The organism is Phreatobacter stygius, from assembly GCF_005144885.1.
GTDB lineage: Bacteria > Pseudomonadota > Alphaproteobacteria > Rhizobiales > Phreatobacteraceae > Phreatobacter > Phreatobacter stygius.
The window spans coordinates 3,323,532-3,349,444 of the sequence record NZ_CP039690.1 but is presented as its reverse complement, the minus strand read 5'-3'; the positions used below and the strand labels follow the sequence as shown (position 1 = coordinate 3,349,444).

The 25,913-nt window shown below is 65.7% G+C and carries 21 protein-coding genes and 1 pseudogene; 13 read left to right on the top strand and 9 right to left on the bottom strand.

The window, feature by feature from the left end; genetic code table 11:
* Nucleotides 1-3: 3 nt before the first annotated feature.
* Entirely contained in the window at nucleotides 4-1,557 is a 1,554-nt protein-coding gene (locus E8M01_RS15645; RefSeq protein ID WP_136960958.1) for a hypothetical protein, read from the bottom strand.
* A 149-nt stretch (nucleotides 1,558-1,706) separates the two neighbouring features.
* Between E8M01_RS15645 and E8M01_RS15640 the strand changes: the two genes are divergently transcribed.
* Nucleotides 1,707-3,092 carry a class II 3-deoxy-7-phosphoheptulonate synthase gene (locus E8M01_RS15640; protein ID WP_136960957.1) on the top strand — a complete coding sequence of 462 codons (1,386 nt, stop codon included), beginning with the start codon at nucleotides 1,707-1,709 and terminating at the stop codon, nucleotides 3,090-3,092.
* 103 nt (nucleotides 3,093-3,195) lie between these two features.
* Here E8M01_RS15640 and ltrA read toward each other — a convergent pair whose 3' ends face one another.
* Together ltrA and E8M01_RS15625 are read right to left on the bottom strand one after the other, a co-directional pair.
* On the bottom strand, nucleotides 3,196-4,545 hold the full coding sequence (gene ltrA, locus E8M01_RS15635) for a group II intron reverse transcriptase/maturase (RefSeq protein ID WP_246088531.1): 1,350 nt from the start codon (nucleotides 4,543-4,545) through the stop codon (nucleotides 3,196-3,198).
* Nucleotides 4,546-5,004: 459 nt separating this feature from the next.
* Entirely contained in the window at nucleotides 5,005-5,937 is a 933-nt protein-coding gene (locus E8M01_RS15625) for an outer membrane protein (protein ID WP_136960956.1), read from the bottom strand.
* Between the two features lie 179 nt (nucleotides 5,938-6,116).
* Here E8M01_RS15625 and E8M01_RS15620 point away from each other — a divergent pair, with 179 nt between their 5' ends.
* The 3 genes from E8M01_RS15620 (at nucleotide 6,117) to E8M01_RS15610 (ending at nucleotide 9,395) form a co-directional block, all read left to right on the top strand.
* Entirely contained in the window at nucleotides 6,117-7,856 is a 1,740-nt protein-coding gene (locus E8M01_RS15620; protein ID WP_136960955.1) for an NAD+ synthase, read from the top strand.
* A gap of 218 nt (nucleotides 7,857-8,074) precedes the next feature.
* Nucleotides 8,075-8,776, top strand: coding sequence for a ribose-5-phosphate isomerase RpiA (gene rpiA / locus E8M01_RS15615; RefSeq protein ID WP_136960954.1), 702 nt, complete (start codon nucleotides 8,075-8,077; stop codon nucleotides 8,774-8,776).
* A gap of 55 nt (nucleotides 8,777-8,831) precedes the next feature.
* Nucleotides 8,832-9,395, top strand: coding sequence for a DUF2059 domain-containing protein (locus E8M01_RS15610; RefSeq protein WP_136960953.1), 564 nt, complete (start codon nucleotides 8,832-8,834; stop codon nucleotides 9,393-9,395).
* Nucleotides 9,396-9,438: 43 nt separating this feature from the next.
* On the opposite strand, the gene E8M01_RS15605 is transcribed toward E8M01_RS15610, so the two are convergent.
* Genes E8M01_RS15605 through E8M01_RS15595 form a run of 3 tightly spaced genes read right to left on the bottom strand, consistent with a single transcriptional unit; the run spans nucleotide 9,439 to nucleotide 12,402 of the window.
* Complete coding sequence (locus tag E8M01_RS15605; RefSeq protein ID WP_136960952.1) at nucleotides 9,439-10,944, bottom strand: tripartite tricarboxylate transporter permease; 1,506 nt, start codon at nucleotides 10,942-10,944, stop codon at nucleotides 9,439-9,441.
* A gap of 7 nt (nucleotides 10,945-10,951) precedes the next feature.
* Nucleotides 10,952-11,425 carry a tripartite tricarboxylate transporter TctB family protein gene (locus tag E8M01_RS15600; protein WP_136960951.1) on the bottom strand — a complete coding sequence of 158 codons (474 nt, stop codon included), beginning with the start codon at nucleotides 11,423-11,425 and terminating at the stop codon, nucleotides 10,952-10,954.
* Nucleotides 11,425-12,402 carry a Bug family tripartite tricarboxylate transporter substrate binding protein gene (locus E8M01_RS15595; RefSeq protein WP_136960950.1) on the bottom strand — a complete coding sequence of 326 codons (978 nt, stop codon included), beginning with the start codon at nucleotides 12,400-12,402 and terminating at the stop codon, nucleotides 11,425-11,427. Before E8M01_RS15595 ends, E8M01_RS15600 begins: the two co-directional genes overlap by 1 nt.
* Before the next feature lie 162 nt (nucleotides 12,403-12,564).
* Here E8M01_RS15595 and gor point away from each other — a divergent pair, with 162 nt between their 5' ends.
* Nucleotides 12,565-13,941, top strand: coding sequence for a glutathione-disulfide reductase (gor, locus tag E8M01_RS15590; protein WP_136960949.1), 1,377 nt, complete (start codon nucleotides 12,565-12,567; stop codon nucleotides 13,939-13,941).
* Nucleotides 13,942-13,949: 8 nt separating this feature from the next.
* Here gor and E8M01_RS15585 read toward each other — a convergent pair whose 3' ends face one another.
* Complete coding sequence (locus E8M01_RS15585) at nucleotides 13,950-14,837, bottom strand: LysR family transcriptional regulator (RefSeq protein ID WP_136960948.1); 888 nt, start codon at nucleotides 14,835-14,837, stop codon at nucleotides 13,950-13,952.
* Nucleotides 14,838-14,908: 71 nt separating this feature from the next.
* On the opposite strand from E8M01_RS15585, the pseudogene E8M01_RS35995 reads away from it, so the two are divergent.
* From E8M01_RS35995 to E8M01_RS15570, 4 genes and pseudogenes are all read left to right on the top strand, one after another.
* A pseudogene (locus tag E8M01_RS35995) lies at nucleotides 14,909-15,109 on the top strand (YjiS-like domain-containing protein); the annotation flags it as partial.
* A 93-nt stretch (nucleotides 15,110-15,202) separates the two neighbouring features.
* Nucleotides 15,203-15,784 (top strand): GNAT family N-acetyltransferase, encoded by a 582-nt coding sequence (locus E8M01_RS15580; RefSeq protein ID WP_246088817.1) that lies wholly within the window; start codon nucleotides 15,203-15,205, stop codon nucleotides 15,782-15,784.
* A 174-nt stretch (nucleotides 15,785-15,958) separates the two neighbouring features.
* Complete coding sequence (locus E8M01_RS15575; protein WP_136960946.1) at nucleotides 15,959-16,297, top strand: ArsR/SmtB family transcription factor; 339 nt, start codon at nucleotides 15,959-15,961, stop codon at nucleotides 16,295-16,297.
* Entirely contained in the window at nucleotides 16,297-16,827 is a 531-nt protein-coding gene (locus E8M01_RS15570; RefSeq protein WP_136960945.1) for an SRPBCC family protein, read from the top strand. Before E8M01_RS15575 ends, E8M01_RS15570 begins: the two co-directional genes overlap by 1 nt.
* 6 nt (nucleotides 16,828-16,833) lie before the next feature.
* Here the strand turns inward: E8M01_RS15570 and E8M01_RS15565 are convergent, their stop codons facing one another.
* The gene (locus E8M01_RS15565) at nucleotides 16,834-18,540 is read right to left on the bottom strand and encodes a methyl-accepting chemotaxis protein (RefSeq protein ID WP_136960944.1); all 1,707 of its coding nucleotides are present in this window, start codon (nucleotides 18,538-18,540) and stop codon (nucleotides 16,834-16,836) included.
* Between the two features lie 372 nt (nucleotides 18,541-18,912).
* On the opposite strand from E8M01_RS15565, the gene E8M01_RS15560 reads away from it, so the two are divergent.
* From E8M01_RS15560 to E8M01_RS15545, 4 genes are all read left to right on the top strand, one after another.
* Nucleotides 18,913-20,937 (top strand): diguanylate cyclase domain-containing protein, encoded by a 2,025-nt coding sequence (locus E8M01_RS15560; RefSeq protein WP_342778709.1) that lies wholly within the window; start codon nucleotides 18,913-18,915, stop codon nucleotides 20,935-20,937.
* 94 nt (nucleotides 20,938-21,031) lie between these two features.
* Nucleotides 21,032-21,919, top strand: coding sequence for an arginase family protein (locus tag E8M01_RS15555; RefSeq protein ID WP_136960943.1), 888 nt, complete (start codon nucleotides 21,032-21,034; stop codon nucleotides 21,917-21,919).
* A gap of 325 nt (nucleotides 21,920-22,244) precedes the next feature.
* Nucleotides 22,245-22,685: an SgcJ/EcaC family oxidoreductase gene (locus tag E8M01_RS15550; protein WP_170181911.1), complete on the top strand. Its 441-nt coding sequence runs from the start codon at nucleotides 22,245-22,247 to the stop codon at nucleotides 22,683-22,685.
* A 75-nt stretch (nucleotides 22,686-22,760) separates the two neighbouring features.
* Complete coding sequence (locus tag E8M01_RS15545) at nucleotides 22,761-23,414, top strand: glutathione S-transferase family protein (RefSeq protein ID WP_136960941.1); 654 nt, start codon at nucleotides 22,761-22,763, stop codon at nucleotides 23,412-23,414.
* A gap of 51 nt (nucleotides 23,415-23,465) precedes the next feature.
* Here the strand turns inward: E8M01_RS15545 and E8M01_RS15540 are convergent, their stop codons facing one another.
* Nucleotides 23,466-25,895: a penicillin acylase family protein gene (locus E8M01_RS15540; protein WP_215908895.1), complete on the bottom strand. Its 2,430-nt coding sequence runs from the start codon at nucleotides 25,893-25,895 to the stop codon at nucleotides 23,466-23,468.
* Nucleotides 25,896-25,913: the final 18 nt, after the last annotated feature.

Genomic DNA, 25,913 nt, shown 5'->3' with positions numbered 1-25,913 from the left:
CCTTCAGCGCGCGGCGCGTTCCCACACGTTGCGGGTCACCTGTACAAAGGCGGTGGAGCGCAGCCCCGGATCCTTCATAGCCGCAGCGATCTTGGTCATCAGCACCGGATCGCCGGAAGCGATGGCGACATCCAGCATGATCGCCCATTCGTCGTCGGCCGGCTCCTCGCCCTTGTTGCCGGCGGCGATCTCCTGCATGCGGGCCGTGAGCCGCTCGACACGCGCCATATAGTCTTTCGCACCGGGCGAGGTGATCCGCGCGGCGAGCGCCTCGACGGTCTGCTTGGGCCCATTGCCGACAATGGCGCGCCACAGCGTTTCGAACACCACGCCAATGCGTTCCTGATCGAAGGTGACACGGTTCAGCTCATCGAGCCGGCCGGCGCTGACGAACAGATCGCGCGCCTCGGCAATGGCGCCGCGCCCGATCAGCATTTCCACCGCGGTATCGACCACTGCGCCGCGCGCCGAGCCGGTCGCCTCCGCCGCAGCTGCGACGCCGACCAGCTTGCCGATCGGCAGGGCGCGCATCGAGCCGATATCCTCATCGACCGAAACGCTCTCGCCGGCCGGCAGTTGCAGCGCCGGGCCAAGCACCCGGATCCAGTCGGCACGGCCTTCGCGCATCAGGATGCGCAGGAGCTTGCTCGCCCCTTCGGCGTCGGCGGCGGTGTCGAAAGCCGGTCGGCTGGTGATGCCGAACCGGAAGGCGTCGAGATTATTGGCTGCGACGGCGCCGCGCAGGAAGGTATCCCAGCTCTCGCGCCGCGCCGTGTCGGCATCGTCGAACGGGCTCGTCTGGTTGGCGCGCGCGCCGCGCGCCCATTCATCGATCGAGCGGCCGATCGCCTGGTCGCCGCGGGCGCCAGCCTGCAGGGCCTGGGCCATGCGGCGCGAAAACCGGTCCTTGATGCCGCCGGCGACCACGTCGGCATCATGGGGCGCGCGGGCAAGTGCGATTTCCAGAATTTCCAGGCGCAGGTCGTCGCGGCTGTCACTTTCCACCAGCCGCTCGATCCGCGGCAGCGTGTCGCGGATGCGGCCGGCACGCGCCTCGTCGAGGATCAGCACCGAAGGCTCGGCCAGGGCGTCGGGCTGCGCCCGGTCGAGGCCGAGCTCGCGATAAGCACCGGCGAAGTCGCCCTTGCGCGCCAGATGTTCGGCACGCACCGGAATGATCCGCTCCTTGATGCCGTCGACGGTGGCGACCGCCGCCCAGGCTTCGTAGCGCTCCATCCAGCGGTCGCGCGCGGCCAGATCCGGATCCGCGGCAATAAAGGCCTCGAAGGCTGCGGTCACCGCCCAGCCCTCGGCTTCGTCGCGGGCGGCCAGCAAGGCGAGCTCGGCGGTGCAGGCCGGTTGCGGCCGGGTTATGCAGGCCGGCTGGTCGACGGTCACGTCGAGCTTGTGGCTTGTCGCTTGGGCGAGAACCGGTGCCGCCAGGCCAAGCGCCGTCGATGCAACGGCCGCGAATAGGACAGAGCGCAGGACGCGGGTCATTTCAAAGCCTCGAGGTCGTCGCTGGAAGCGCGTACAAGAGAGAACGGAAGAACGCAATGCGTGGTTCCCATGAGGAAACTCATCATCGATTCTCCGACACTCGCCGGGATCGCCGGTGTCGTGTATAAGCCGCGATCCTGATCGTACCTTGTCCGTTCCGGCGAGGCGGCGATCACATTTTCGCATCAATGCGCAAGGAGGATGTCATGGGCGAGCGTTGGAGCCCGTCGAGCTGGCGGTCGAAGCCGATCCTGCAGGTGCCGGTCTATAAGGACCAGGCTGCTCTTCAGGACGTCGAGAAGCGCCTTGCGGGCTTTCCTCCACTCGTTTTTGCGGGCGAGGCGCGAAATCTCAAGAAGGCGCTCGCGAAAGTCGCAAAAGGCGAAGCCTTCCTGCTCCAGGGCGGTGACTGCGCCGAGAGCTTCGCCGAGCATGGCGCCGACAATATCCGCGACTTCTTCAGGGCTTTCCTGCAGATGGCGGTGGTGCTGACCTATGCCGGCGGCATGCCGGTGGTCAAGGTCGGGCGGGTCGCCGGGCAGTTCGCCAAGCCGCGTTCGACCGATACCGAGACCATCGACGGCGTGACTTTGGCGTCCTATCGCGGCGACATCATCAACGACATCAATTTCACGCCGGAGGCGCGCGAACCCGATCCGCAGCGCCAGGCCATGGCCTATCGCCAGTCGGCGGCGACCCTCAATCTGCTCAGGGCCTTCGCCTATGGCGGTTATGCCAATCTCGACAATGCGATGAAGTGGATGCTGGGCTTCGTCAAGGACAGCCCGGCCACCGACAAATACCGGCATCTGGCCGAGCGCATCCAGGAGGCGCTCGACTTCATGCGCGCCTGCGGCATCGATCCGGAAGCCCATCCGGAAATGCGGACGACGGAGCTCTTCACCAGCCACGAGGCGTTGCTGCTCGGTTATGAGGAGGCGCTGACCCGCGTCGATTCGACCAGCGGCGACTGGTATGCGACGTCAGGCCACATGTTGTGGATCGGCGACCGCACACGCCAGCCCGACCATGCCCATGTCGAATATTTCCGCGGCGTGCAGAACCCGATCGCGTTCAAATGCGGGCCGAGCCTCGAGCCGGACAGCATGCTGCGCCTGTTGGATGTGCTGAACCCCGAGGACAAGGCCGGGCGCATCACGCTAATCTGCCGGTTCGGCGCGGACAAGGTGGAAAAGCACCTGCCGGCGCTGATCCGCGCGGTGGCCAAGGAAGGCCGCACGGTGGTCTGGTCCTGCGATCCCATGCACGGCAACACGATCAAGTCGGGCAATGGCTACAAGACCCGCCCGTTCGACCTGATCATGGGCGAGGTCGAGCGGTTCTTCGCCATCCACGAGGCCGAAGGCACCTATGCCGGCGGCATCCACCTGGAGATGACCGGCAAGAACGTCACCGAATGCACCGGCGGCCGGGCGGCGATCACCGATACCGAGCTGTCGGACCGCTACCACACCCATTGCGACCCGCGGCTGAATGCCGAGCAGGCGCTGGAGGTGTCGTTCAAGGTCGCCGAAATGCTGAAACGCCAGCGGCTCAACCGCGGGCCGGGCGTGCGTGAAGCCGCCGAATAGGCGGTCCGGAACACTGAATCGGCATAGGGGGCGGTCGTTTGACCGCACCCCTGCCACACCACCCGGCATGCGGGTCCGCACCGGGCGGTTCGAGAGATTGAGGTCAGGCGAGCCTGGGCATTCCCAGTTGGTCGGCCCATTTGATCGTGAGGACTGAGTTGAGGAGCATCCCGCTGTTGCGCCACCAGCAGCGGGAGTTTCCCGCTACCTTCTGAGCGACGTTGGGTTTGGCTCCCATCGCTATCAGCTCCCGAAGGATTGTCCTGCCCCGCTTCCAGTGCTTGAGCTGGATGGCCCGCAAGCGATGACGCATCCACTCGTCCAGCTCGCGCCAGACCTTGGGTGTTTGCGCCAGTCGGAAGTAGGCTTTCCACCCCAGCACGAAGGAGCACAACCGCGCCGTCACCGCTGTTAACGATCGCCCGGTCACCCGGGGTGTCAGTTCACGGATCCGGGTCTTGAACGCCTTGATCGCCTTGTCGGCGACCCGCCGTTTGACCACCCGACCCGGCGCCACCCAGAAGGCGTAGCCGAGAAAGCGGCGGCCGAAGACGGAAGCCACGGCACTCTTGGTCTCGTTCACCGTCAGATGAAGCCGGCCGTAGAGTCGTCGCAGCAGAGCCATGACCCGCTCGCCCGCCCGCCTGGACCGCACATAGACGTTGCTGTCGTCGGCATAGCGGCAGAAGGCATGGCCGCGTCGTTCAAGCTCCTTGTCCACCTCGTCGAGCAGCACGTTGGCCAGCAGCGGTGACAGCGGGCCACCTTGCGGCGTGCCCCTGGTCCGCTTGATGACCGCATCCCCATCAACAATGTCAGCGTTCAGGAAGGCACGGACCAGACGGATAACGCCGGGATCCGGGACCTTCCGGCGCAGACGATCGATCAGGATGTCGTGGTCCACCCGGTCGAAGAATTTCTCCAGGTCGACATCCACCACAACCCGCCGCCCGGACTGCACGAACGATTGCGCCGCCAAAACGGCATCGTGTGCGCGTCTGCCCGGGCGGAAGCCGTAGCTGTGCTCGCTGAAGGTCGGATCAAGGATCGGCTGCAGGACTTGCAGGAGCGCCTGTTGGATCAGGCGATCCAGCACCGTCGGGATGCCGAGCTCGCGCTCGCCTCCCCCCGGCTTCGGGATCATCACGCGACGCACCGGCTGCGGCTGGTACGTCCCCTTCAGCAGACTGTCGCGGATCACGGACCAGTCGGTTCGCAGCATGCTGGCCGTCTGGTCGATATCCAGACCATCCACGCCTGCCGCACCCTTGTTGGCGCGCACCTGCTTCAAGGCCCGCAGAAGGTTCTCTCGCGCCAGAACCGCTTCGAGCAGTCCCGGCCCCGTGTCGTTCCTGGTCCGGGGCGGGGGCGCGGCTTCGTCGAGACAGGAGCCCGAGCGGGCTTCACCCGTTCGCCTCTCCCGCTTCCCGGGCGTACCCGGCATCTGACGCATGGCCTTGCTCATCCTTGGGGGAACTTCACTCTCTCTCGTTCGGTCCTTCGCCGACGGTGGCCCGCCGGCTACTACGACCTCGGCTGACTTCTCGCTCCGGTTCGACACTGTCGCCCTTTCAGGCACGAGGCGAGATCTCCCCAGGTAAGAACGCAATCCTTCCCCGCACAAACGCCGGATTTACGTCATCGAGCCTTGACCACAAGGGCTTTGCGGTTCGTTGCCCGCTCGCCCTGCTCGACACCGCCTTCTATCCGGTTCTTGTCCATCGTCTCGCGGGTTACGCTCCACGCTTCCTCCCCACGGTCGGTCGCCCTTCCGCAGTTGCGCTTCGCTTCGTTCGCTGTGGCCAGCTTACGGGAGGACTTCCACCTCCAAGATTGCGCCCATGCTGGGCGCACAACGAGAAAGACCCGCGCCGGGTGACCGGCGCGGGTCTTTCCATATTGAAGGCCAAGGTCAGTATTTGATGCCGACACCGGCGCGCACCGTTTGCAACGTGACCGGCACGCCGCCGAGGCTCGGCACACGAATGAACTGATATTCGCCGCGGACGAAGATATTGTCGGTGACCAGGGCTTCGAGACCGGCGCCAGCAGCGAACCCGAAGCCAGTCGCATTCGACGACGAGGTCGTGTTGAGCGGAGCCGCGGGGGTGATGAGACTAAAAGGTTGCGTCCAATTTGCCCCATCCGCGGCATCGGTATCGATCCGTTCATAGCCGGCGGTATAAGTCACCGACGTACTGCCGCGCGCCAAGACGGCACCCGCCGTGATGTAAGGCATCAGGCGCCCGTAAGCCCAGCCGGCGCGCATACGCAACGTGACATAGTCCTGCAGCCGTGCCGTGACGGTGGCGCCCTGCGAGAAGGCGTCGGTAAATCCCGTGCTGGAGTACATGACGGAGTAAGGCTGGGTCCAGGAGCGCGTACCGCCCGCGCTGCCACCGATACGGTTGTAGTCGAATTCGACGCCGATGACGGCGTCTTCATATTGCGCCTGATAACCAACGAACAAGCCGAAGATTGTCGGCGTGGATCGGATCGCCCCGATCTGAATCATGTCGGGTGCGGAGGGCAGACTATTCGAACCGAGAAAAACCAACCCCGCCAAGCGCCGGGTCGCATCTGAGCGCGCTGCGCCCGTCCCATCGAAATTGGCACTGCCGATGCCGCCATGAATACCGCCATACAGGCCGCCCCAGCCGGGCGTGCTTGCCTCATAGCTCGGCAGCGACCCCCTGAGTGCCATGTCGGCCGCCTGCGCGCCGCCCGCGACGGCCAGAAGGGCCGCCAGCGCCGTCAGCCCCGCAGCGATCCTCATACGCCTCGCCATGACCCGTCCCCCGCGCAGAATCGGCTTTGCGCCGCCGATGTCGAACACCCCATTCATGAATCATCAAGGTTACTGCCGCGTTAAGGCTCGCCACTCTGCAACCACTTGGCGCTTCTGTATTTTTTACCTTTTGTTCAGAAGACGCGGCGGATTGCCGAGCTCGCCGACCGACCCATGCATCCGCGCAAAGCCGGTCCCACATTGAGAAGCGGAGCGCGGCGCGTTACATCTTGACCATGTCCCAGCCGCCTTCCTCGCTCCGCATCGCGATCGCCCAGCTCAATCCCGTGATGGGCGATGTATCAGGCAATCTCGCCAGGGCCCGCGCCGCACGTGCCGACGCCGCTGCGCGGCAGGCCGATCTCCTGGTCTTTTCCGAACTGTTCCTGTCCGGCTATCCGCCGGAAGACCTCGTGCTGAAGCCGGCTTTCCAGGCCGCTTGCCGGCAGGCCGTCGAAGCACTGGCCCGCGACACCGCCGATGGCGGGCCGGCCATGGTGGTGACGACGCCTTGGGCCGATGCCGGCAAGGTCTACAATGCCGCCATCTATTGCGATGCCGGCCTGATCCAGGCGGTCCGCTACAAGGTCGACCTGCCGAATTATTCGGTATTCGACGAGAAGCGGGTCTTTGCGCCCGGTCCCCTGCCCGGACCGATCAACGTGCGCGGCGTGCGTATCGGCTTTCCGATCTGCGAGGACATCTGGAGCACCGAGGTCGCCGAGACCCTGTCGGAAACCGGCGCCGAGTTCCTCGTCGTGCCCAATGGCTCGCCTTATCGCGAGACGGTCTATGACGAGCGCATGAACACCATCGTCGCCCGCATCACCGAGACCGGGCTGCCGATGCTCTATATCAACCAGATCGGCGGCCAGGACGAGCTGGTGTTCGACGGCGCCTCGCTGGCGGTCAATGCCGACCACCGGCTGGCCATGCAGTTGCCGGCCTTCGTCGAGACGCTGGCTTTCGTCGAGGCCACCAAGGCCAATGGCGGCTGGAGTTTCTCCGGCCCGATCCATCCCCATGCCGGCGGCGACGAGGCCAATTACCAGGCCTGCGTGCTGGGCCTGCGCGACTATGTCGAGAAAAACCGCTTTCCGGGCGTCGTGCTGGGGCTCTCGGGTGGCATCGATTCGGCGATCTGTGCGGCCATGGCGGTCGATGCGCTTGGGCCCGACCGGGTTCATTGCGTCATGCTGCCCTATATTTTCACGGCGGAAGAATCGCTCAAGGACGCCTTCGCCTGCGCCCGCGCGCTCGGCGTGCGTTATGACGTGGTGCCGATAGCAAGCGCGGTGGAGGGACTGGAATCAGCCCTCGCACCGCTGTTCAAGGGCACCAGCCGCGACATCACGGAAGAAAACCTGCAAAGCCGGGCGCGCGGCACCATCCTGATGTCGATCTCCAACAAGTTCGGCGCCATGGTGGTCACCACCGGCAACAAGAGCGAGATGTCGGTCGGCTATGCCACCATCTATGGCGACATGAACGGCGGCTACAATCCGGTCAAGGATCTTTACAAGACCGAGGTCTTCCGCCTGTCGGCGCTGCGCAATCGCTGGAAACCACCGGGTGCGCTCGGCCCCGATGGCGAGGTGATCCCGGTCAATATCATCACCAAGCCGCCCTCGGCGGAATTGCGCGAGAATCAGAAGGACCAGGATTCGCTGCCGCCCTATGACGTGCTCGACGCCATCCTGGAGCGGCTGGTCGAAAAGGAGGCATCGGTCGCTGCCATCGTCGCCGAAGGCTACGACAAGGACACGGTCAAGAAAATCGAGCGCCTGCTGGCGATCGCCGAATACAAGCGGCGCCAGGCGGCCCCGGGGGTGAAGGTGACCGCGCGCAATTTCGGCCGCGATCGCCGCTATCCGATCGTCAACCGCTTCCGCGACACCGGCGATCCGGTGCCCGAGCCGGATCTCGAGGTGATGAGCCCGAGCGCCGCGCCGCGCATGGATACCGTTGATTTCTAAAAACCGAGCTTGCCGTCCGACCCCGACAATCCGTGCAAGGTCGTGCAGACGCCATTCACCACCTTGGCCCGGATCGAAGGTCGACGGGCCGCAGGCTGTGGATTTCCGACGGTTCGCGCTGGCGCGCGGCAAGTATGGCCTCGTAAGAACCGTTAAGCACTGGACCTTGTCGCCCGGCCGCGCTATCCGCCCTCAAGTTTCATGATGGAACCTTTCGCATGAGCGATCCCGAGGCCCTCAAACGCGATGCCGCCGCCAAGGCGCTGTCCTTCGTCGAGGACGGCATGCGTCTCGGGCTCGGCACCGGCTCGACCGCCAAACATTTCGTCGATCTCCTGGCCGAGCGGGTCGCCGGCGGGCTGAGGGTAATCGGCGTCCCGACATCCGAGGTCACGCGGGCCCAGGCCGAGCGGCTGAACGTGCCGCTGACCACGCTCGACGAGACCCCGGAGCTCGATCTGACCATTGACGGCGCCGATGAAATCGACCCCGCGCTCAACCTGATCAAGGGCGGCGGCGGTGCGCTGCTCAGGGAAAAGATCGTGGCATCCGCCTCGGCGCGGATGATCGTCATCGCCGACGCCTCCAAACAGGTCGCGACGCTCGGCCGCTATCCACTGCCCATCGAGGTGAACCTGTTCGGCCTGGAGGCAACCCGGCGCGCGGTCGCCAAGGTGCTGGATGCGGCCGGTTGCCCAGGGCCGCTGAATCTGCGCAAGAAGGCCGATGGCCATGTTTTCGTCACGGACGGCGGTCACATGATCCTCGACGCAGCCTGCGAACGGATCGCAGATCCGGTCGCGCTTGCCGCCCGCCTCCACGCCGTGCCCGGTGTCGTTGAGCACGGATTGTTCATTGGCCTTGCCAGTTTCGCGATCATTGCTTCCCCTGGGGGCGCGGAGGTCGTAGGACGTGTTTAACACCGACGTCGCCGCGGCATTCTGCGGCCGCTCGCTCTCTTGAGGAGTTTCTTTGATGCTCGTCCGTTCGTTCGTAGCTGCAGCGCTGGCTACTGCCGCTTTGGCCGCGCCGCATGCTGCCTTCGCGCAGAATGCGCCTGCCCAGCGGCCTGGTTCCTTGCTCGCCCAGGCGCCCGCCGCCCAGGCTCCGGCTCCCCAGCCGCCGGCCGAACAAGTCGCGCTCGCGCGCCAGGTGGTCGAGTTGTCGGGTGCCTCGACCTCGTTCGAGAATGTCATTCCGGCCTTCATCGAACAGGCCAAGGCCATGTTCCTGCCGACCAATCCGGATCTCGGCCGGCAGTTCAACGAAGTCGGCGAACTGCTGAAGGCGGAATTCCAGCCGCGCGTCAACGAGCTGATCCAGTCGATCTCGGTGGCCTATGCCCAGCGCTTCACCATGGACGAGTTGAAGCGCATCCAGGCCTTCTATCAGTCGGCCGAGGGCCAGAAACTGGTGCGCACGGTCCCCTCGATCATGGAGGAGACCTTCGCCCGGTCGCAGCAGTGGAGCCAGGTCGTCACCCGCGATCTCGTGCAGCGCTTCCGCGAAGAATTCCAGAAGCGCGGCATCCGGCTCTGAGACGAACGCGGCCGGACGCAGGGCCGGCCGCGACGACCATCCATCAGTCCTCGTCCGATTTCATCGACCAGCCGAGCCTTGCCCAGAGCATCGGCCCGAACAGCGCGATCACGGCAATCACCAGAAGCGTGGCCGAGATCGGGCTGGTCAGCAGCACCATGGCATCGCCGTTCGAGATCTGCAGCGCCCGGCGCAGCTGGGTCTCCGCCATCGGGCCCAGGATCATGCCGACGATGACCGGCGCGATCGGATAGTCGAAGCGGCGCATGCCGAAGGCGAGCAGGCCGAGCAGCAGCACCAGCGCCAGTTCGACCAGCGACGCCTTGGCCGCCAGCACGCCGACGGTGGCGAAGACCAGAATGCCGCCATAGAGCCAGGGCCTGGGGATCATCAGGAGCCGCACCCAGAGGCCGACCAGCGGCAGGTTCAGCACGATCAGAATGAAGTTCGCGATGAACAGCGAAGCGATCAGGCCCCACACGACATCAGCCGAAGTGACGAACAGCAATGGGCCCGGCTGAAGGTTATATTGCTGGAAGCCGGCCAGCATGATGGCGGCGGTGGCCGAGGTCGGAATGCCCAAAGTCAGCAGCGGCACCAGCGTGCCGGCCGCCGAAGCATTGTTGGCGGCCTCCGGACCGGCAACGCCTTCGATGGCGCCGCGGCCGAACTCTTCCGGATGTTTGCTGATCTTCTTTTCCGTCGCATAGGACAGGAAGGTCGGGATCTCGGCACCGCCCGCCGGCAAGGCGCCGATCGGAAAACCGAAAGCCGTGCCGCGCAACCACGGCCCCCAGGAGCGCCGCCAGTCCTCCTTGGTCATCCAGAGCGAGCCTCTGATCGCCTCGACCTGCTCGTCACCCGCCCTGGCGCGCGCGGCGGCCACCGCCATGGCCTCGCCGACCGCGAACATGGCGACCGCGACCGTCGTCACTTCCAGGCCGTCGAGCAGGTCGGGAATGCCGAAGGCCAGGCGCGACTGGCCGGTGAGCTTGTCGATGCCGACCAGGCCGAGCGTCAGCCCGATGGCGAGCGACGTCAGGCCACGCAGGCGCGACGAGCCAAAAGTGGCCGACACGGTGATGAAGGCGACCACCATCAGGGCGAAATAGTCCTCCGGCCCGAAGCCGATGGCGACCTCTGCCAGCGTCGGCGCCAGCACGGTCAACAGCGCGGTGGCAATGGTGCCGGCCACGAAGGAGCCGATCGCCGCGGTCGCGAGCGCTGGCCCGCCGCGCCCGGCGCGGGCCATCTTGTTGCCCTCCAGCGCGGTGACGATGGAGGCGCTTTCGCCTGGCGTATTGAGCAGGATCGAGGTGGTCGAGCCGCCATACATGGCACCGTAATAGATGCCGGCGAACATGATCAGCGAGCCGCCGGGGTCCATCTTGAAGGTGATCGGCAACAGGAGCGCGACCGTCATCGCCGGCCCGATGCCGGGCAGCACGCCGACCGCCGTCCCGAGCGTAACCCCGACCAGGGCGAACAGCAGATTGCCCGGCTGGATCGCGATCGTCAGGCCGTGCATCAGGGCGGAGAGGGTTTCCATCGCGGCCTCAGAACAGGGTTTCGACAAAGCCCGAAGGCAGCGAGAGGCCAAGAACCCGCACGAAGAACAGATAGACCACCAGGGCGATGACCGCGCCGAGCGCCAGGTCGACCAGCGCGCGGGTGGAACCGAAAGCGCGCGCGGTGGCGGCGAACAGCAACGCCGTTGCCGGTACGAAGCCCGCCGTCTTGACCAGGGCGATCATCACCGCAAGCCCGCCGGCAATCCACAGAACCGCCGACCAATCCTCGCTGTCACGCGCTGGCGCTACGCCACGCAGCCCCTCCAGGATGGTCAGCACGCCGAAGACCGCCAGCAGGCCGCTGACCAGGAACGGCATCATCTGGGGACCGATCGCCTGGTTGCCGAAGCTCGCCCTGAGGCCCCAGGACTGCCAGAACACCACGCCTGAGACCACCAGCAGGGCGGCGCCGATCGCGATGACGGAGCGATCGGGCGCCGTGTGGCTTTCATCCGCCATCACGCCCTCACCAGTCCAAGGTCGCGCAGCACGCCGTCGACCCGCTTGATTTCGTCGGCGACGAAGGTCTCGAAAGCCGGGCCGTCGAGATAGGTGTCCTGCCAGCCCTTCTGGGCGATCTGCTCGAGCCAGGCCTTGGACTTGACCATGTCGCTCGTGAGCTTGGTGATGCCGGCACGCTGCTCGGCGCTGAGACCGGCGGCGGCGAACAGGCCACGCCAGTTCTGCAGTTCCAGGTCGAAACCCTGGTCGGCGAGTGTCGGACCGGGCAGGTCGGGCGTGGCTTTCGGCGCGGTCAGGCCGATCCAGCGTAGCCGCCGACCCTTCACATGCTGCTCAAATTCGCTGCCGCCGCTGACCCCGACGGTGACCCGTCCCGACAGGATGGCGGCCAGCGCCTCGCCGCCGCCGGCATGGGCGATGTAATTGACCTTCGAGCCGTCGGCACCAGCCTTCGACGCGAACATGGCCGCGGTGATGTGGTCGACGCCGCCAGCCGAACCGCCACCCCAGCTGACCTTGGTGACATCGGCCTTCACTGCGTTGACCAGATCCTGCACGGATTTGATCGGCGAGTTCTGGGCGACGACGAGCGCCTGCCACTCGCCGGTGAGCCGGGCGATCGGCGTCACCTCGGCCAGTGTCACCGGCGACTTGTTCATCAGGATCGCACCGACCATGACGAAACCCGACACCATCAGGCCGGACGGATCGCCCTTGAAGCCGTTGATGAACTGGGCAAGGCCAATGGTGCCGCCGGCGCCGGGCACGTTGTTGACCTGGGCCGAGCGGACCATGCGCTGGGTGGTCAGCACGCTTTGCATGACGCGGGCGGTCTGGTCCCAGCCGCCGCCGGGCGCCGCCGGCACCATCAGCTTCAGCTCGGGCAGGCTTTGCGCATGCAAGCGCGTGCCACAAAGGGTTGCCAGCGCGGCCGCCGAACAGGCGACGGCTTCGCGGCGCGTCAAGACGCTCATCATGTCCTCCCCAAGTCGTTTGGCCGACTGTCGCCCTCCGGCGCGATCCCGGCCATAGAGGGGAAATGCGGATTCCGGCAGACCTGCCCTGTGGCCAATCTGATCTGTCGCTTCGACGCCACAATCCCTATCTTGGCAACGCTAATTCGAGAGGAAGCGGGCATGGCCTACGACGTCGATCTGTTCGTCATTGGAGCCGGTTCGGGCGGCGTGAGAGCCGCCCGCATCGCGGCGGGCCACGGCGCCAAAGTGAAGATCGCCGAGGAATACCGGGTCGGCGGCACCTGCGTTATCAGGGGCTGCGTGCCGAAAAAACTCCTGGTCTATGCCTCGCAATATCACGAGCATATCGAGGACGCGCGGGGCTTCGGCTGGACGATCGACGGCGCGCGCTTCGACTGGGCAACCCTGATCGCCAACAAGGACAAGGAAATCGCCAGGCTGGAGGCGGCCTACCGGGCCAATCTCGACCGGGCCGGCGTGGAGATACTGCCCCAGCGTGCCGTGATCACCGGCCCGAACAGCGTCCGGCTCGCCGACGGCACGACCGTCACCGCGCGTTATATCCTGATCGCCACCGGCGCCCGCCCGTCGACCGACGAGGCGCTGCGTGGCGGCGAACACATGATCTCGTCGAACGAGGTGTTCCAGCTGGCCGAATTGCCCAAGCGCATCGTCATTGCCGGCGGCGGCTATATCGCGGTCGAATTCGCCGGCGTGTTCGCCGGCCTCGGTTCCGAAGTCACCCTGGTCTATCGCGGCGAGAAGATCCTGCGCGGCTTCGACGAGGACCTGCGCGACCATCTGATGGCCGAATATGCCAAGAAGGGCATCAAACTCGTCATGGGCGACGTCTTCACCGGCATCGACAAGGCAGCCAGCGGCCTGACCGTCCATTTCAAGAACGGCCATGCGCCGGTCGAGGCCGATCAGGTCCTGGCCGCGATCGGCCGCAAGCCGAATACGGCCCGGCTCGGGCTTGAGGCCGCCGGCGTCGCCGTCGACGAGATCGGAGCCGTCAAGGTCGACGCCCGCAGCCGCTCGTCGGTCGCCTCGATCTATGCGGTCGGCGATGTCACCAACCGGGTGAACCTGACGCCGGTGGCGATCCGTGAAGGCCACGCCTTCGCCGACACGATCTTCGGCGGCAAACCCTGGTCGGCGGATCATTCGACCATTCCGACGGCGGTCTTCTCCGAGCCTGAAATCGGCACGGTCGGCGTGACCGAACAGGTCGCGCGCGCCAGCGGCCATGCCGTCGACATCTATCGCGCCGTGTTCAAGCCGATGAAGCACACCTTGAGCGGCCGGGACACCAGGACCCTGATGAAACTGGTCGTCGACGGCGAGACCGACAAGGTGCTGGGTGTGCATATTTGCGGACCCGATGCCGGCGAGATGATCCAGATGGCCGGCATTGCGGTGAAAATGGGCGCCACGAAGGAAGACTTCGACGCGACCATGGCGGTGCATCCGACCGCGGCGGAAGAGCTGGTGACGATGCGGACCCCGAGCGCCAGGCACGCCAAGGCGGCCTGAGCGACGGCTTATGCCGCCGCCGCCCGCAACGCCTCGATCATCGCTTTCAGGGCCCGCCCCAACGGCTTGTCGCGCCGGATGACCAGAACGAGTTTGCGCGACAGCCGCGGCGTCAGCGAGCGCGAGACGAGGCCCGACGGACCGCCGCGTTCAGGCACGGACATGCGCGGCAGGATGGCCGCGCCAAGTCCTGCCGCGACCAATTGCTTGATGGCTTCGACGCTGCCGAGCGACATGACCGGCTTGAGCCGGACATTGGCGCGGGCGAACCACTCGTCGGCAATCCGCCGGGTATTGGCGCCGGGCTCGTAAAGCAGCAGCGGCAGGCGCGACAGTGCCTCGGCGGTGACCGCATCGGGCAAGGCCGGGCCGTCGCTCGACTGGATCGCCACGAACTCGTCGTCCAGCACCGGGATGATCTCCAGCATGCGGCCGGAAACCGGCATGGTGACCAGGCCAATGTCCAGAGTGTTGTCCTCCACCGCCTTGACGACATCGACGGTGTTGCCGGTGCTCACCGTGATCTCGATCGAGGGCAGGCGCTGGCGCAGGCCGCGCAGGATCGGCGGCAGGAGATAGATGCAAGCCGTGGCGCCGGTGCCGAGCCTGACCCGGCCGACCGCGCCGGAGGCATGGCGCGCCATGCTGTCGAGGATGGCAGCCACGACATCGTCGAGCTGGGCGACGTGCAGGAGAAGCTCGCTGCCGGCCGCCGTCGGGGTTGCGCGCCGACCGACCCGCTCGATCAGGCGGCTGCCGAGCCGGCTTTCGAGCTGGCGGATCTGCAGGCTGATGGCTGGCTGGGAGAGCCCCGCACGCTCGGCGGCAGCCGAGAAGCTGCCCAGCTCGACGACATCCGCGAAACTGCGCAGGTGGTCGAGATTGAGGCCGCGCATGGCAAAGATTTCCTCATGCTTCGCATAATCTCCAGAAGCTTCCATTATGGAGCGCATGACCGCAAGATCCAATGACCGGCATGTCATCAGCACTTGGCGCCGGGTTCGGATCGGCTGGACGAGACATGGTTCTGCGGCACATCTTGGCGTTGGAATTGCTGAAGGAGGTCTCCCGCTATCTCCTCGCCTCACCCCATTCCCGGATCCTTCAGCGTCGGGCGCTGAATGAACTGGACGACCGGATGCTGACCGATATCGGCCTGACACGCGCCGCGATCACCGCGGGACGACGGGGCCGCTTGCGGGGCATGATGCATAGCCATGGCGGCGCGGATGCCAGGGGAACATGGATGAGCAAGGTGGATATGGCCAAGGCCGACGGAGTGCGAACGGACGGATCGGCGCGTGGCATCATCGTGCGTGAGGCAACCGTCGCGGACATGACCGCGGTGCAGGCGATCTATTCACACCATGTGCTGCATGGCCTGGCGACCTTCGAGGAAACGCCGCCTTCGGTGGAGGAGATGTTGTCGCGCCGCGCCGCCGTGCTCGGTGCCGGCCTGCCCTACCTGACAGCCGAACGGGACGGACGCATCGTCGGCTACAGCTATGCCACCGCCTACCGGCCGCGCCCGGCCTATCGCTACGCCATCGAGGATACCGTCTATGTCGCCGATGGCCTCGGCGGCCAGGGCATCGGCACGTGCCTGCTGACCGATCTGATCGCGCGCTGCGAACGCGGGCCCTGGCGGCAAATGCTGGCGGTGATCGGCGACAGCGGCAATGCGGGATCGATCGCACTCCATCGCAGCCTCGGCTTCGCGCCGGCGGGAACCTTGCGGTCGGTCGGCTTCAAGCTCGGGCGCTGGGTCGATACCGTTCTGATGCAGCGGGTGCTGTCCCAAGGCGCCGGCGTGGCGCCGGAGCCGTCCACACAGGCTCGTTGAGCCTTCCAGGTCCCGGCCACCGTCTCGGATCAAGCGGATAGGCTCGTCCAAGGCGGTGGCGCTGGCGCTTTCGCGATCGTCCTTTCAATGTCCGGTCGGTGTCGCGCCGGGTCGCCAGGGCATCCCAATAATTTCGTCATTGACTTAATTAAGTGAATGACGAATTCTATCGTCATGTCAGCTTTTGCCGCCCTGTCCGACCCGACCCGCCGCGCCATCGTTGCCATGCTGTCGCAAGGCGAAAGGGCGGTGGCCGACATCGTCGAGCGTTTCGACATCAGCGCGCCGGCCATTTCGCAACATTTGAAAGTTCTGCGCGAGACCCGCCTCGTCAGCATGCGGGTCGACGGGCAGCGGCGCATCTACCGCCTCGACCCGACCGGCCTCGACGAGATCGACGCCTGGCTTGGCGAAGTCAGGGCGTTCTGGAGCGGCAAGCTCGATGCGTTGGAACGCGAGCTGAGAAAACCCCAGGCCGATCAAGGCACACCGAAGAAGCCCAGGAGCAAGTGATGAGTGACCATGGCATTGTGACCGAAGCCGGCGTGGTGGTATTCCGCCGCGTCCTGCCCGGCCCGATCGAGCGGGTGTGGGCCTACCTGACCGAAGCCGACAAGCGCGGCACCTGGCTCGCCTCCGGCGAGATGGATTTGCGCGTCGGCGGCAAGGCCGAACTCTTCTTCGACCATCAGACCCTGACGCCGCACAAGGAGACCATCCCGGAGAAATATGAGGGACTGGAGAAAGGCCATGTGAACCACGGCCGGATCACCCGGGTGGACCCGCCGTATCGGCTGAGTTTCTTGTGGGACAGCCCGGAGCCGACCGGTTCGGAGGTCAGTTTCGAGCTGGCCGAACAGGGGCCGGACGTCCTCCTCGTCCTGACCCACCGGCGGCTCAAGGACCAGGCCGAGATGTGCAGCGTGGCGAGCGGCTGGCACACCCATCTGGGCATCCTGGTCGACAAGCTGAACGGACGCGTGCCGCAGCCGTTCTGGGCCACCCACGCGGTGGTCGAGCGGGATTACGAGAAGCGGATCTGAGCCGCCTCAGGCGGCCCTGACGGTCGCCAGGAACCTGGCCATCTCGCTGCGCAATTGGCCGGCCTGGGCGGCCAGCCCTTCAGCCGAAGACAGGACCTGGGCGGCAGCCGCCCCGGTCTCGGAGACCGCCTGGGAAACACCCGCGATATTGGCGGAAACCTCCGAAGAGCCGGCCGAGGCCTGCTGGACATTGCGGGCGATCTCCTGGGTGGCCGCGCTCTGCTCGTCCACCGCCGCGGCGATGTCGCCGGCCACCGCGCTGATCTCGCGGATCGTCTTGGCAATGCCGGTAATGGCGCTGGCCGACTCGCTGGTGGCGGACTGGATGCCACCGATCTGGTTGGCGATCTCGGTGGTCGCCTTGGCGGTCTGATCGGCCAGGCTCTTGACCTCCGACGCCACGACCGCGAAGCCCCGGCCGGCCTCTCCGGCACGCGCCGCCTCGATCGTGGCATTCAGCGCCAGGAGGTTGGTCTGCGCGGCGATCGCATTGATCAGCTCGACGATTTCGCCAATCTTCTGCACCTTCTCGGACAGGTCCTTGACCCTGACTGCGGAGAGATCCGCCCCGGAGACGGCACCGCTCGCCATGTGTGCCGAGCGCTCGACCTGCGCGCCGATCTCGCGCACCGAAGCGGCCATCTCTTCGGTCGCCGAGGCGACCGTCTGGATGTTGCCGGAGCCCTGTTCGGAGGCGGCCGCCACGGCGCCCGACTGGGCGGCCGCTTCCGCGGCCGTGCCCGACAAGGTCTCGGCTGCCGCCTTGAGCTGTTCGGACGAGGCCGAGACATTGGCGACGATTCCACCGACAGCCGCATCGAATTCATCGGCCATGCGGTTGAGCAGCGCCTTCTGCTCGGCGGCGGCGCGGGCCTTCGCCGCCTCCTGGGCCTCGCGCAGGTCCCGGGCCTCGATGCCGTTCTGTTTGAAGGTCGCGGCCGCCCGGGCGATATCGCCGATCTCGTCCTGACGCGCGGTGCCGTCGACATCGACATCGAACCGCCCCTTGGCCAGAGCATTGAGCAATGCCGTCAGCCTGGTGATCGGCACGGCGATACCGAAACGGCCGACAGCGATGCCCAGCCCGATGCCGGCCAGAAGGCCAAGTCCGCCCAGGATCATCAGCAGCCGCGACATGTCCGTGCCGAGCGCCTCGACCCCTTGAGCGAATTCGTCGACGCGATTGGACTGCATCTCCGTCAGTTCACGCATGGCGTTGCGCACATCGAGGAATGGCTGCCGGGTGGCGGAGAGCACCTCGGCCAGCTGCTTCTGCTGTTCGGCCGTGGCGGTGCCGCTAATGGCGCGGGCGCGATCCTGCAGTGGTCCGAGCGCCGTCTTGTAACGATCCAGCGCGGCCTCGACCTTGGTGAGCGTCTCCCGGGCGGGCTGCCAGGGGCTGGAGCGGATGAGCGCTGCGCGTTCTCCGAAAGTCTTCAGCTCAGCCCGGATGCCGGCGAGACTGGTGTTGACAATTTCGGCTGTCGGGCTCGCGGCCATAACCGCTTCCAGCCGCCCGATCATCATTGCATTCTGGCCCATCCGTGCGGATGTCGTGGCGCGCTTGGCGACATTGGCCATGCGAGCGGTCTCCTCTCCGACGCGCTTCAAGGCGTAGTAGCCGACCCCGGCCATGGTAACGGCCACCAGGTTCAACGCCAGGATGATGATCATCAGCTTTGAAGTGATGCGGATGCGCGCGAGAACCGACATGATCTGCCCCGTGAAACAACTTCAGCCCGGGCCAATATCTTCAATATCAGGCTTAATTTTCCTTTAAGGCGCAAACCGCACCCAGGTTTCGTTCAGCACACTCAAGTGCATTCTTATCGGCATTTCCCACAAGATAGAAAATAGACAACGAAAATAGTTTCGACGGAATCACAGGAGCGAAAAATCGCAGCAGACAACATCAAAGCACCAAGACGAAACATTCGACCCCCGGCCTCTGATTGCTGTCGGCAAATTTATTGCCGGGCGCGAAAACCACAGACCGAAAACGCGCTTTTGATCGTCGAGCATTCTCCCTCCGCTACGTCAACACCGACGCGGGTTCATTCTCGCTTTCCTCCGACAGGGTTTGCCGTGGACGCTCGGCTCACCGGCAAAGCTCATTCTAAACGAGAATTAACGTCTTCCCATTTGTTAAGGTGGGCATGGGATCGTCGCCGCAACGGTCCCATGCCCATGTCCTATATGTCACGCCCCGTCTCGACCTCGATGAAGCGGCACCTGCCCGGTATCGCCGCGGCCTTCGTCATGCTGGTCTGCGGTGCCATCCTGGCCATGGGAGCGCTCAGGGAATGGTCGGCCCGCGACCAGGATCTGCGTGCCGCCGAAGTCGACGCGGCCAATCTGGTGCGCTCCCTGCTCCAGCATGCCGAGGACAGCATCGAGCTCGTGGACAATGCGGTCATCGGCGTCGTCCATCGCCTGGAAACGGAGGGCACCACACCGGCGGCGATGGCGCGGCTGCAGGGCGTCCTTCATTTGCGCAAGGCGACCATGCCGCGGTTGCGCGGCCTGTTCGTCTATGGCGCGGACGGGGCTTGGCTCGCGACGAGCGAGCCGGTCGACGTCGCACGCTTCAACAACAGCGATCGGGACTATTTTGCCCATCACCGCAGTTCGACGGAACGCGGCGCGTTCATCGGGCGACCGGTCAGAAGTCGATCCGGCGGCCAGTGGATCGTCACCGTCTCGCGCCGCGTCCAGACGCCCGAGGGCGAGTTTGCCGGCGTCGTTCTGGCCACGGTGGACATCGCCTATTTCGAGACATTCTACAGCCAGTTCGACATGGGCAAGCAAGGCTCGCTCGCCCTGATCGCGGCCAATGGCACCCTGCTGGCCCGTTTCCCCGTCGATGACAGCTTCATCGGACGCGATGTTTCGGCCTCGCCGGTGGTCCACCATGCCGCTCGCCAAACCGCCGGCACATTGGCCTTCACCTCGGCGCTCGACGGCATCGAACGGCTGAGTGCCTATCGACGCAGCGAACGCTTCCCGTTGATCGTGGTCGCCTCGAGGGGACGTGCCGACGTGCTGGCAAGCTGGCGCGTCGCCGCAGTCGAGCGGATGACCTTCGTCGCCGGGTTGACCATGCTGATCGCAATGCTCGGTCTGTTCCTGGTGCGGCAGATGATCGAGCGGCAGCGGATGGCCCATGTCGTCGAGGCCCGCGAGGCGGATTTCCGCCTGCTGGCCGAAGCCTCCAGCGACATGGTCAGCCGCATCGGTTTCGACGGTCAGCTGATCTATGTCTCGCCATCGGCGGTCCGGGTGGTCGGCTGGAGCGCCGCGGACCTGATCGGCACGCCGGCGCTGAACGGGATCAACCCGGATGACAGGCCGGCAGTCGACCGAACGGTCGAGGCGCTCCGGCGCGGCGACCTGGCGGAAGCAAAACTGACCTATCGCACGCGCCATCGGGAGAAGGGCGAGATCTGGGTCGAGTCCTCGCTCAATGTGACACGCGATCCGCAAACCGCCGAGATCGACGGTGTCGTCGCAGTGTCCCGCGACATGACCGAGCACAAGGAACTGGAGACCCAGCTTGCCGCGCTCGCCACCCGCGACGGACTGACGGGCATCGCCAATCGCCGGTGCTTCGATGAGGTTTTCGAAGCGGAATGGCTCCGGTGCCAACGTGACGGCGACCCCGTATCGCTGCTGTTGATCGACGTCGACCAGTTCAAGAAGTTCAACGACGGCTATGGCCATCAGTCTGGCGACGAATGCCTGCGCCGGGTCGCCGTCGCCATATCTCAGGTCGCCCGGCGTCCCGCCGACAGCGCCGCCCGCTATGGCGGCGAGGAATTCGCCCTGCTCATGCCGAGCACCGATCCGGCCGGGTGCGAACGCATGGGCGAGCGGGTCCGCTTGGCCATCCAGGAGCTCGGCCTGGCGCATCGCGGCAATCCGCCGGTGCATGTGGTGACGGTCAGCATCGGCTGTGCGACCGTCTATCCGAGCGCGGCAACGCCTGACCGAAGCGCGCTGATCGAAGCCGCCGACATGGCGCTTTACGCTGCCAAGCGCGCCGGCCGGAATGTCATCAAGCTCGCGCCGGTGGTCCACCGGCTGTCACCGGCGACACGAAAGACCGCCTGACCGGTGCACTTGCGCAGCCAGCCCACGATGCTTTCATCGCAGCAAGGGCTGGGCTGCCTTGGCGCCGGTCCCCAAAAGCACTGGGCAGGTAATCATGGCCGGTCCCCGCTTCGCGATCATTGAGGCCCCATCGGCGCTCGGGTTGTTTCCGGCCGGCGTCGAGACGCTGCCCGACGCCTTGCTGACGGCGGGGCTCGCCGAGCGGCTCGGCGCGCGACGCGCCGGGCGCGTCACGCCGCCGCCTTACGATCACCGCCGCGACCCGGAAACCCTGCTGCTCAACCCGCAGGGAATCGCCAACTATTCGGTGACGCTCGCCGACGCCGTCGGCTCGGTCCTCGATGCCGGCGAATTTCCGGTGGTGCTCGGCGGCGATTGTTCGATCCTGCTCGGCTGCCTGCTCGCGCTCAAGCGTCGCGGACGCTACGGCCTCATGTTCCTCGACGGCCACGCCGACTTCTACCAGCCGGACGCCGAGCCGAACGGCGAGGCGGCATCGATGGAGCTTGCGCTCGCCACCGGCCGCGGACCCAGGGTGGTAACCGTGCTCGAGGGCAGGCACCCTTTGCTGCACGACGAGGATGTCACGGTATTCGGGCGGCGCGACGCCGCCGAGGCCGAGGTGCATGGCAGCCAGCGCATCGAGGACACTGCGATCAGGCTGATCGATCTGGCTGGCGTCCGCCGGCTCGGGGCCGCCGCGGCGGCCGGCCAGGCCGTCAGCTATCTGTCGCAGCCCGAACGCGCCGGCTTCTGGCTGCATCTCGATGCCGACGTGCTCGATGACGCGATCATGCCGGCTGTCGACTATCGCATGCCCGGCGGGCTGTCATGGGACGAGGTGGGTGTGACGCTCCGGGCGGCGATCACTTCCGGCAAAGCCATCGGCCTGAACGTCACGATCTTCAACCCGAAACTCGACACCGACGGGGCGGCGGCAAAAGGCCTCGTCGAATTGCTGGCAAGGGTGCTTCGACCGTAAGCATCCGATTGCATCCCGGCCGTCCGGAGCCCCGTGCCGCAGCGGGTCACCGGACCGCGTGACCGCCACAACTTTACCTAGCAACACCGCCAGGAAAATCATCAAAAGCTGTAATTCCCGCAAAAATACCGGGAAATTCTACACTACAACCCAAATAGTCGGCAACGAAGCACTTTGCTCCACGCAAAATGCAACAATCTGGAAAGACTTCCGCCCCACAAGATCCTGTCGACTTTGTTGTCGTTCAAAATCCGCATTGCATCCTGCCGCAGATCTCCAATTCACTTTCTAGGAACGGAAGCAGAGAATGCCACCGAGATGGGCTTTGTCCTTTGCCGCAAGTGCATGGCTCTGTTTGTTGCCGGGAGCTGCGGAAGCCGGGCCAAAAGAAGACGCCTATGCCGCATTGCAGACGTGGGAGGCCGCGTTCAATTCAAGCGACATCAACGTGTTGGCGCCGATCTACCTGCCCGATGCGACCGTGCAGGGCATCATCAGCTCGACGCTGATCGTCGGCGAGGCGGCCTTGCGCGAATATTTCATGGCGCCACTGCGCGCCCGGGCTCAGGTCAGGCTCGGCGATATGTCGGCGCAGCAACTCTCCGACGAGGCCGTGGTGCTGACCGGCTATGACGAGTTTTCCGCGACGCTGCCCGACGGAAAGTCGATCTCCATTCCCGGCCGCTACACCTTCGTGATGGTGCGGCGGAACGGCCAGTGGAAGATCGCCCATCAGCATTCGTCATCGCGCTTCAGGCCGCAGTGACCGGCACGCGCCTCCAATCCTGCCCGGCGTGGTAGACAGCTCCTTCCCGGGCCGGATCCGGGAGGAGAAGACGCCATGAACGACACGATCACCCTGTTCCATGCGCCGCAGACACGCTCGACCGGCACCCGCATTCTGCTGGAGGAACTGGGCGCGCCCTATAAGCTGCATGTGATCAACAGAAAGGTCGGCGAGCAACGGAGCCAGGAATATCTGGCGGTCAACCCGCTCGGAAAGGTGCCGGTCATCCGCCACGGCGAAGCGTTGGTGACCGAACAAGTGGCGATCAACCTCTATCTCGCCGACCTGTTTCCCAAAGCTGGTCTGGCGCCCGCGCTGAACGATCCGGCGCGCGGCCCTTATCTGCGCTGGATGGTCTATTACGGTTCCTGCTACGAGCCGGCGGTCGTCGATCGCGTCATGAAGCGTGATCCGGGGCCACCGGCTTTGTCACCTTATGGCGACTTCGACTCGATGTTCGAAATGCTGGTCAAGCAACTGTCGGTCAATGCCTATGTGCTCGGTCCGGATTTCAGCGCCGCCGACGTGCTCTGGGGCACCGCCTTGAAATGGACGACCGGCTACGGGCTGATACCGGAACGGCCGGTGATCACCGACTATGTCAACCGGGTCAATGCGCGGCCGGCCTTCGAGAAGGTCTACGGGCTGGATGTCGAACTTGCGGCCGAGCATCAGGTGGCGGCGGACGCCGCCAAGGCGGAGCAGTAGCCGGCCGCCCGCCAACCGCGCCTCTGTCTTTCCTTTGCTGCCGCTGTGCCGCTAGCGCGGCCGGATGGTCAACGTGCCGATGGCGTCGCGCTCGATGTCGGCGCGCCGCGTCCGCATCGGAATGTAATCCACCCGCGCCCAGCGGTCGGAGAAATTGCGGTAGAGCGATGACGAGACCAATCCCGACTGGCCGGTCGAGTGGATGAACAGTGACCGCTCGAGGTCGGCGAAATCATAAAGCGCCCTGAGGCTCGCGCCATGGCGCGACACGAAGGGCTCCGCCTCGGTCCGAATGGTGTGCCGGTTGACGTTGACCGTATAGGTGTCGCCGGGAACCGGCACACGCAGGTCGAAAAAGCGGGCGAGCTGGGCGACCCGCGCGAACGGCCGGTGCTCGGAACGGGCGTCATGTGCGGCACCCCAACGCCAGGCGGCACGGTCGGCGCCGTAACGTTTCTCCAGATCGTCGAGGGCCAGCACCAGCGCACGGCTGATCAGGCTCTCGCAGGTCGTCGGTTCGGCCGCGCCGCGCCGGTTGCACCAGGCACCCTGGCCGCCCTGGCCTGATAGCACCGCCATCATGAACACCTGTCGCTGGTCCCAGTAGTCCGCGAACAGGGCCGGTCCCAGTTCGTCGGCATAGACCAGACGGGTCAGCTCACGCATCCAGGCGGTGACGACCAGCGGCTCGGCCCGGTCGACGGCCATGGCGCCGTCGAAACCGCGCAGCCGATCGATCACCTGGCGCTCGCGCTGGCCGGCCGCGGGCGCCGCCAGCAACAGCGGCAGGATCTCGCGCACCGCATTGGAGCGGTGGTCGGCCTGGATTGCCCGGAAGCTGTCGAGGGAGTGCTTGTCACGCGCGGTCAGCAGTTCATTGATGCGATTGGCGCGGTGTGGCGAAGCCCATTCATAGGTGATGAAATGGGGATAGCCTTCGGCGGTGATCCGTTCGTTGGCGGTCGCACGGTAACCGCGCTCGGGATTGAACTCCCGCGGCAACTGCTCGAACGGGATGAAGCCGGCCCAATCGTAGCGGGCGTCCCATCCCGGCGCCGGAAACAGCCCGCCCAGGTCGTTTTCGGGTTTGCGCACGGGCACCCGGCCGGCCGCGATGAAGCCGATATTGCCGTCGATATCGGCATAGACCATGTTCTGCTGGGGTGAATGGAAATGGCGCGCGGCGGCCAGGAACTCGTCCCAGTTCCGCGCCGCATTGATGCGGGCGGCGGCCTGGATCGTCAGGTTGTCGGGCCTGAGCGCGGTCCATTGCAGCGCCAGCGCATAACCTCGCGGCGCACCGGCGGTCGCACCGCGCGACGCGCCGTCCGAGATGATCGGGCCGTGCCTGGAGATGCGCACGGTCATCACCTGATCGGCACCGCCACGCACGCGAATGCGTTCCTCCACCGTCTCGAAGCGCCGCCAGCCGTCGGGCGCCTGATAGACCGCGGGATCGCGCGCATCGAGCCGCTCGATATAGATGTCCTGGACATCCGGGTTGGTATTGGTGAAGCCCCAGGCAATGCGCTCGTTGCGGCCGAGGACGACGCCGGGCGCGCCCGGCAAGGTGGCGCCGATCACCGTACCGGACGGCGAGGTCATCCGCGCGAAATACCAGAGCGCCGGAGCCGAGAGGCCAAGATGCGGATCATTGGCGAGCAAGGGCCGGCCGGATTCGGCGCGGGCGCCCGAAACCACCCAATTGTTCGAGCCGACACCTTCGAGGCCGAGTTCCAGGCCGCGGATTGCTTGCGCCGCGCGGCGGGTCTCCGGCGCCAGGCCCCGATAGAGCGCGGTATAGTCGGCGAGCCTCGGCCAGGCTTCGCCCGGATAGGGCGGCAGGATCTCGCCGATCCGGTCCATCGCCATGCCGGACTGGGCCAGCCTCAGCCGCATGATCTCGGACGACAGGTTGCCGCCGAGATCGAGCGCCATCATCAAGGACCAGCCGATCGAATCGACTGGCGACCAGGGCTCGGGTGCCGGCGCGCGCAGGACGTAGAATTCGGGTGGCAGCGGCGCATTGCTGGTCTCGATGAAGGCATTGACGCCGCGCGAATAGGCCAGCAGCTGGGCGCGCGTCTCGGCGTCGATATTGCGGTAGATCGCTTCCGCCGTGCGGCGGATGCCGATGGTGCGCAGGAACCGGTCGGTCTCCAGCCCCGGCTCGCCGACGATCTCGGAGAGCCGCCCCGCGGCGATGCGGCGGTTCATCTCGAGTTGCCACAACCGGTCCTGGGCATGGACGAAGCCGAGGGCCGCCGCCGCATCGGTATCGGTCGCGGCGAAGATGTGGGCGACGCCTTCCTTGTCCCTGATGATTTCGACCGGCCGATCGAAGCCCGGCAGCGTCACGGTCCCGGAAACCTTGGGCTCCACCGCATACCAGTACCAAAGGCCGGCGCCGATCCCGGCCAGCGCCAGCAAGGCGACGAAGAGCCCTGACCATTTCGCGATCCGAAGGGCGATGCGCATCATCGTGTCTCTCCGCACGAG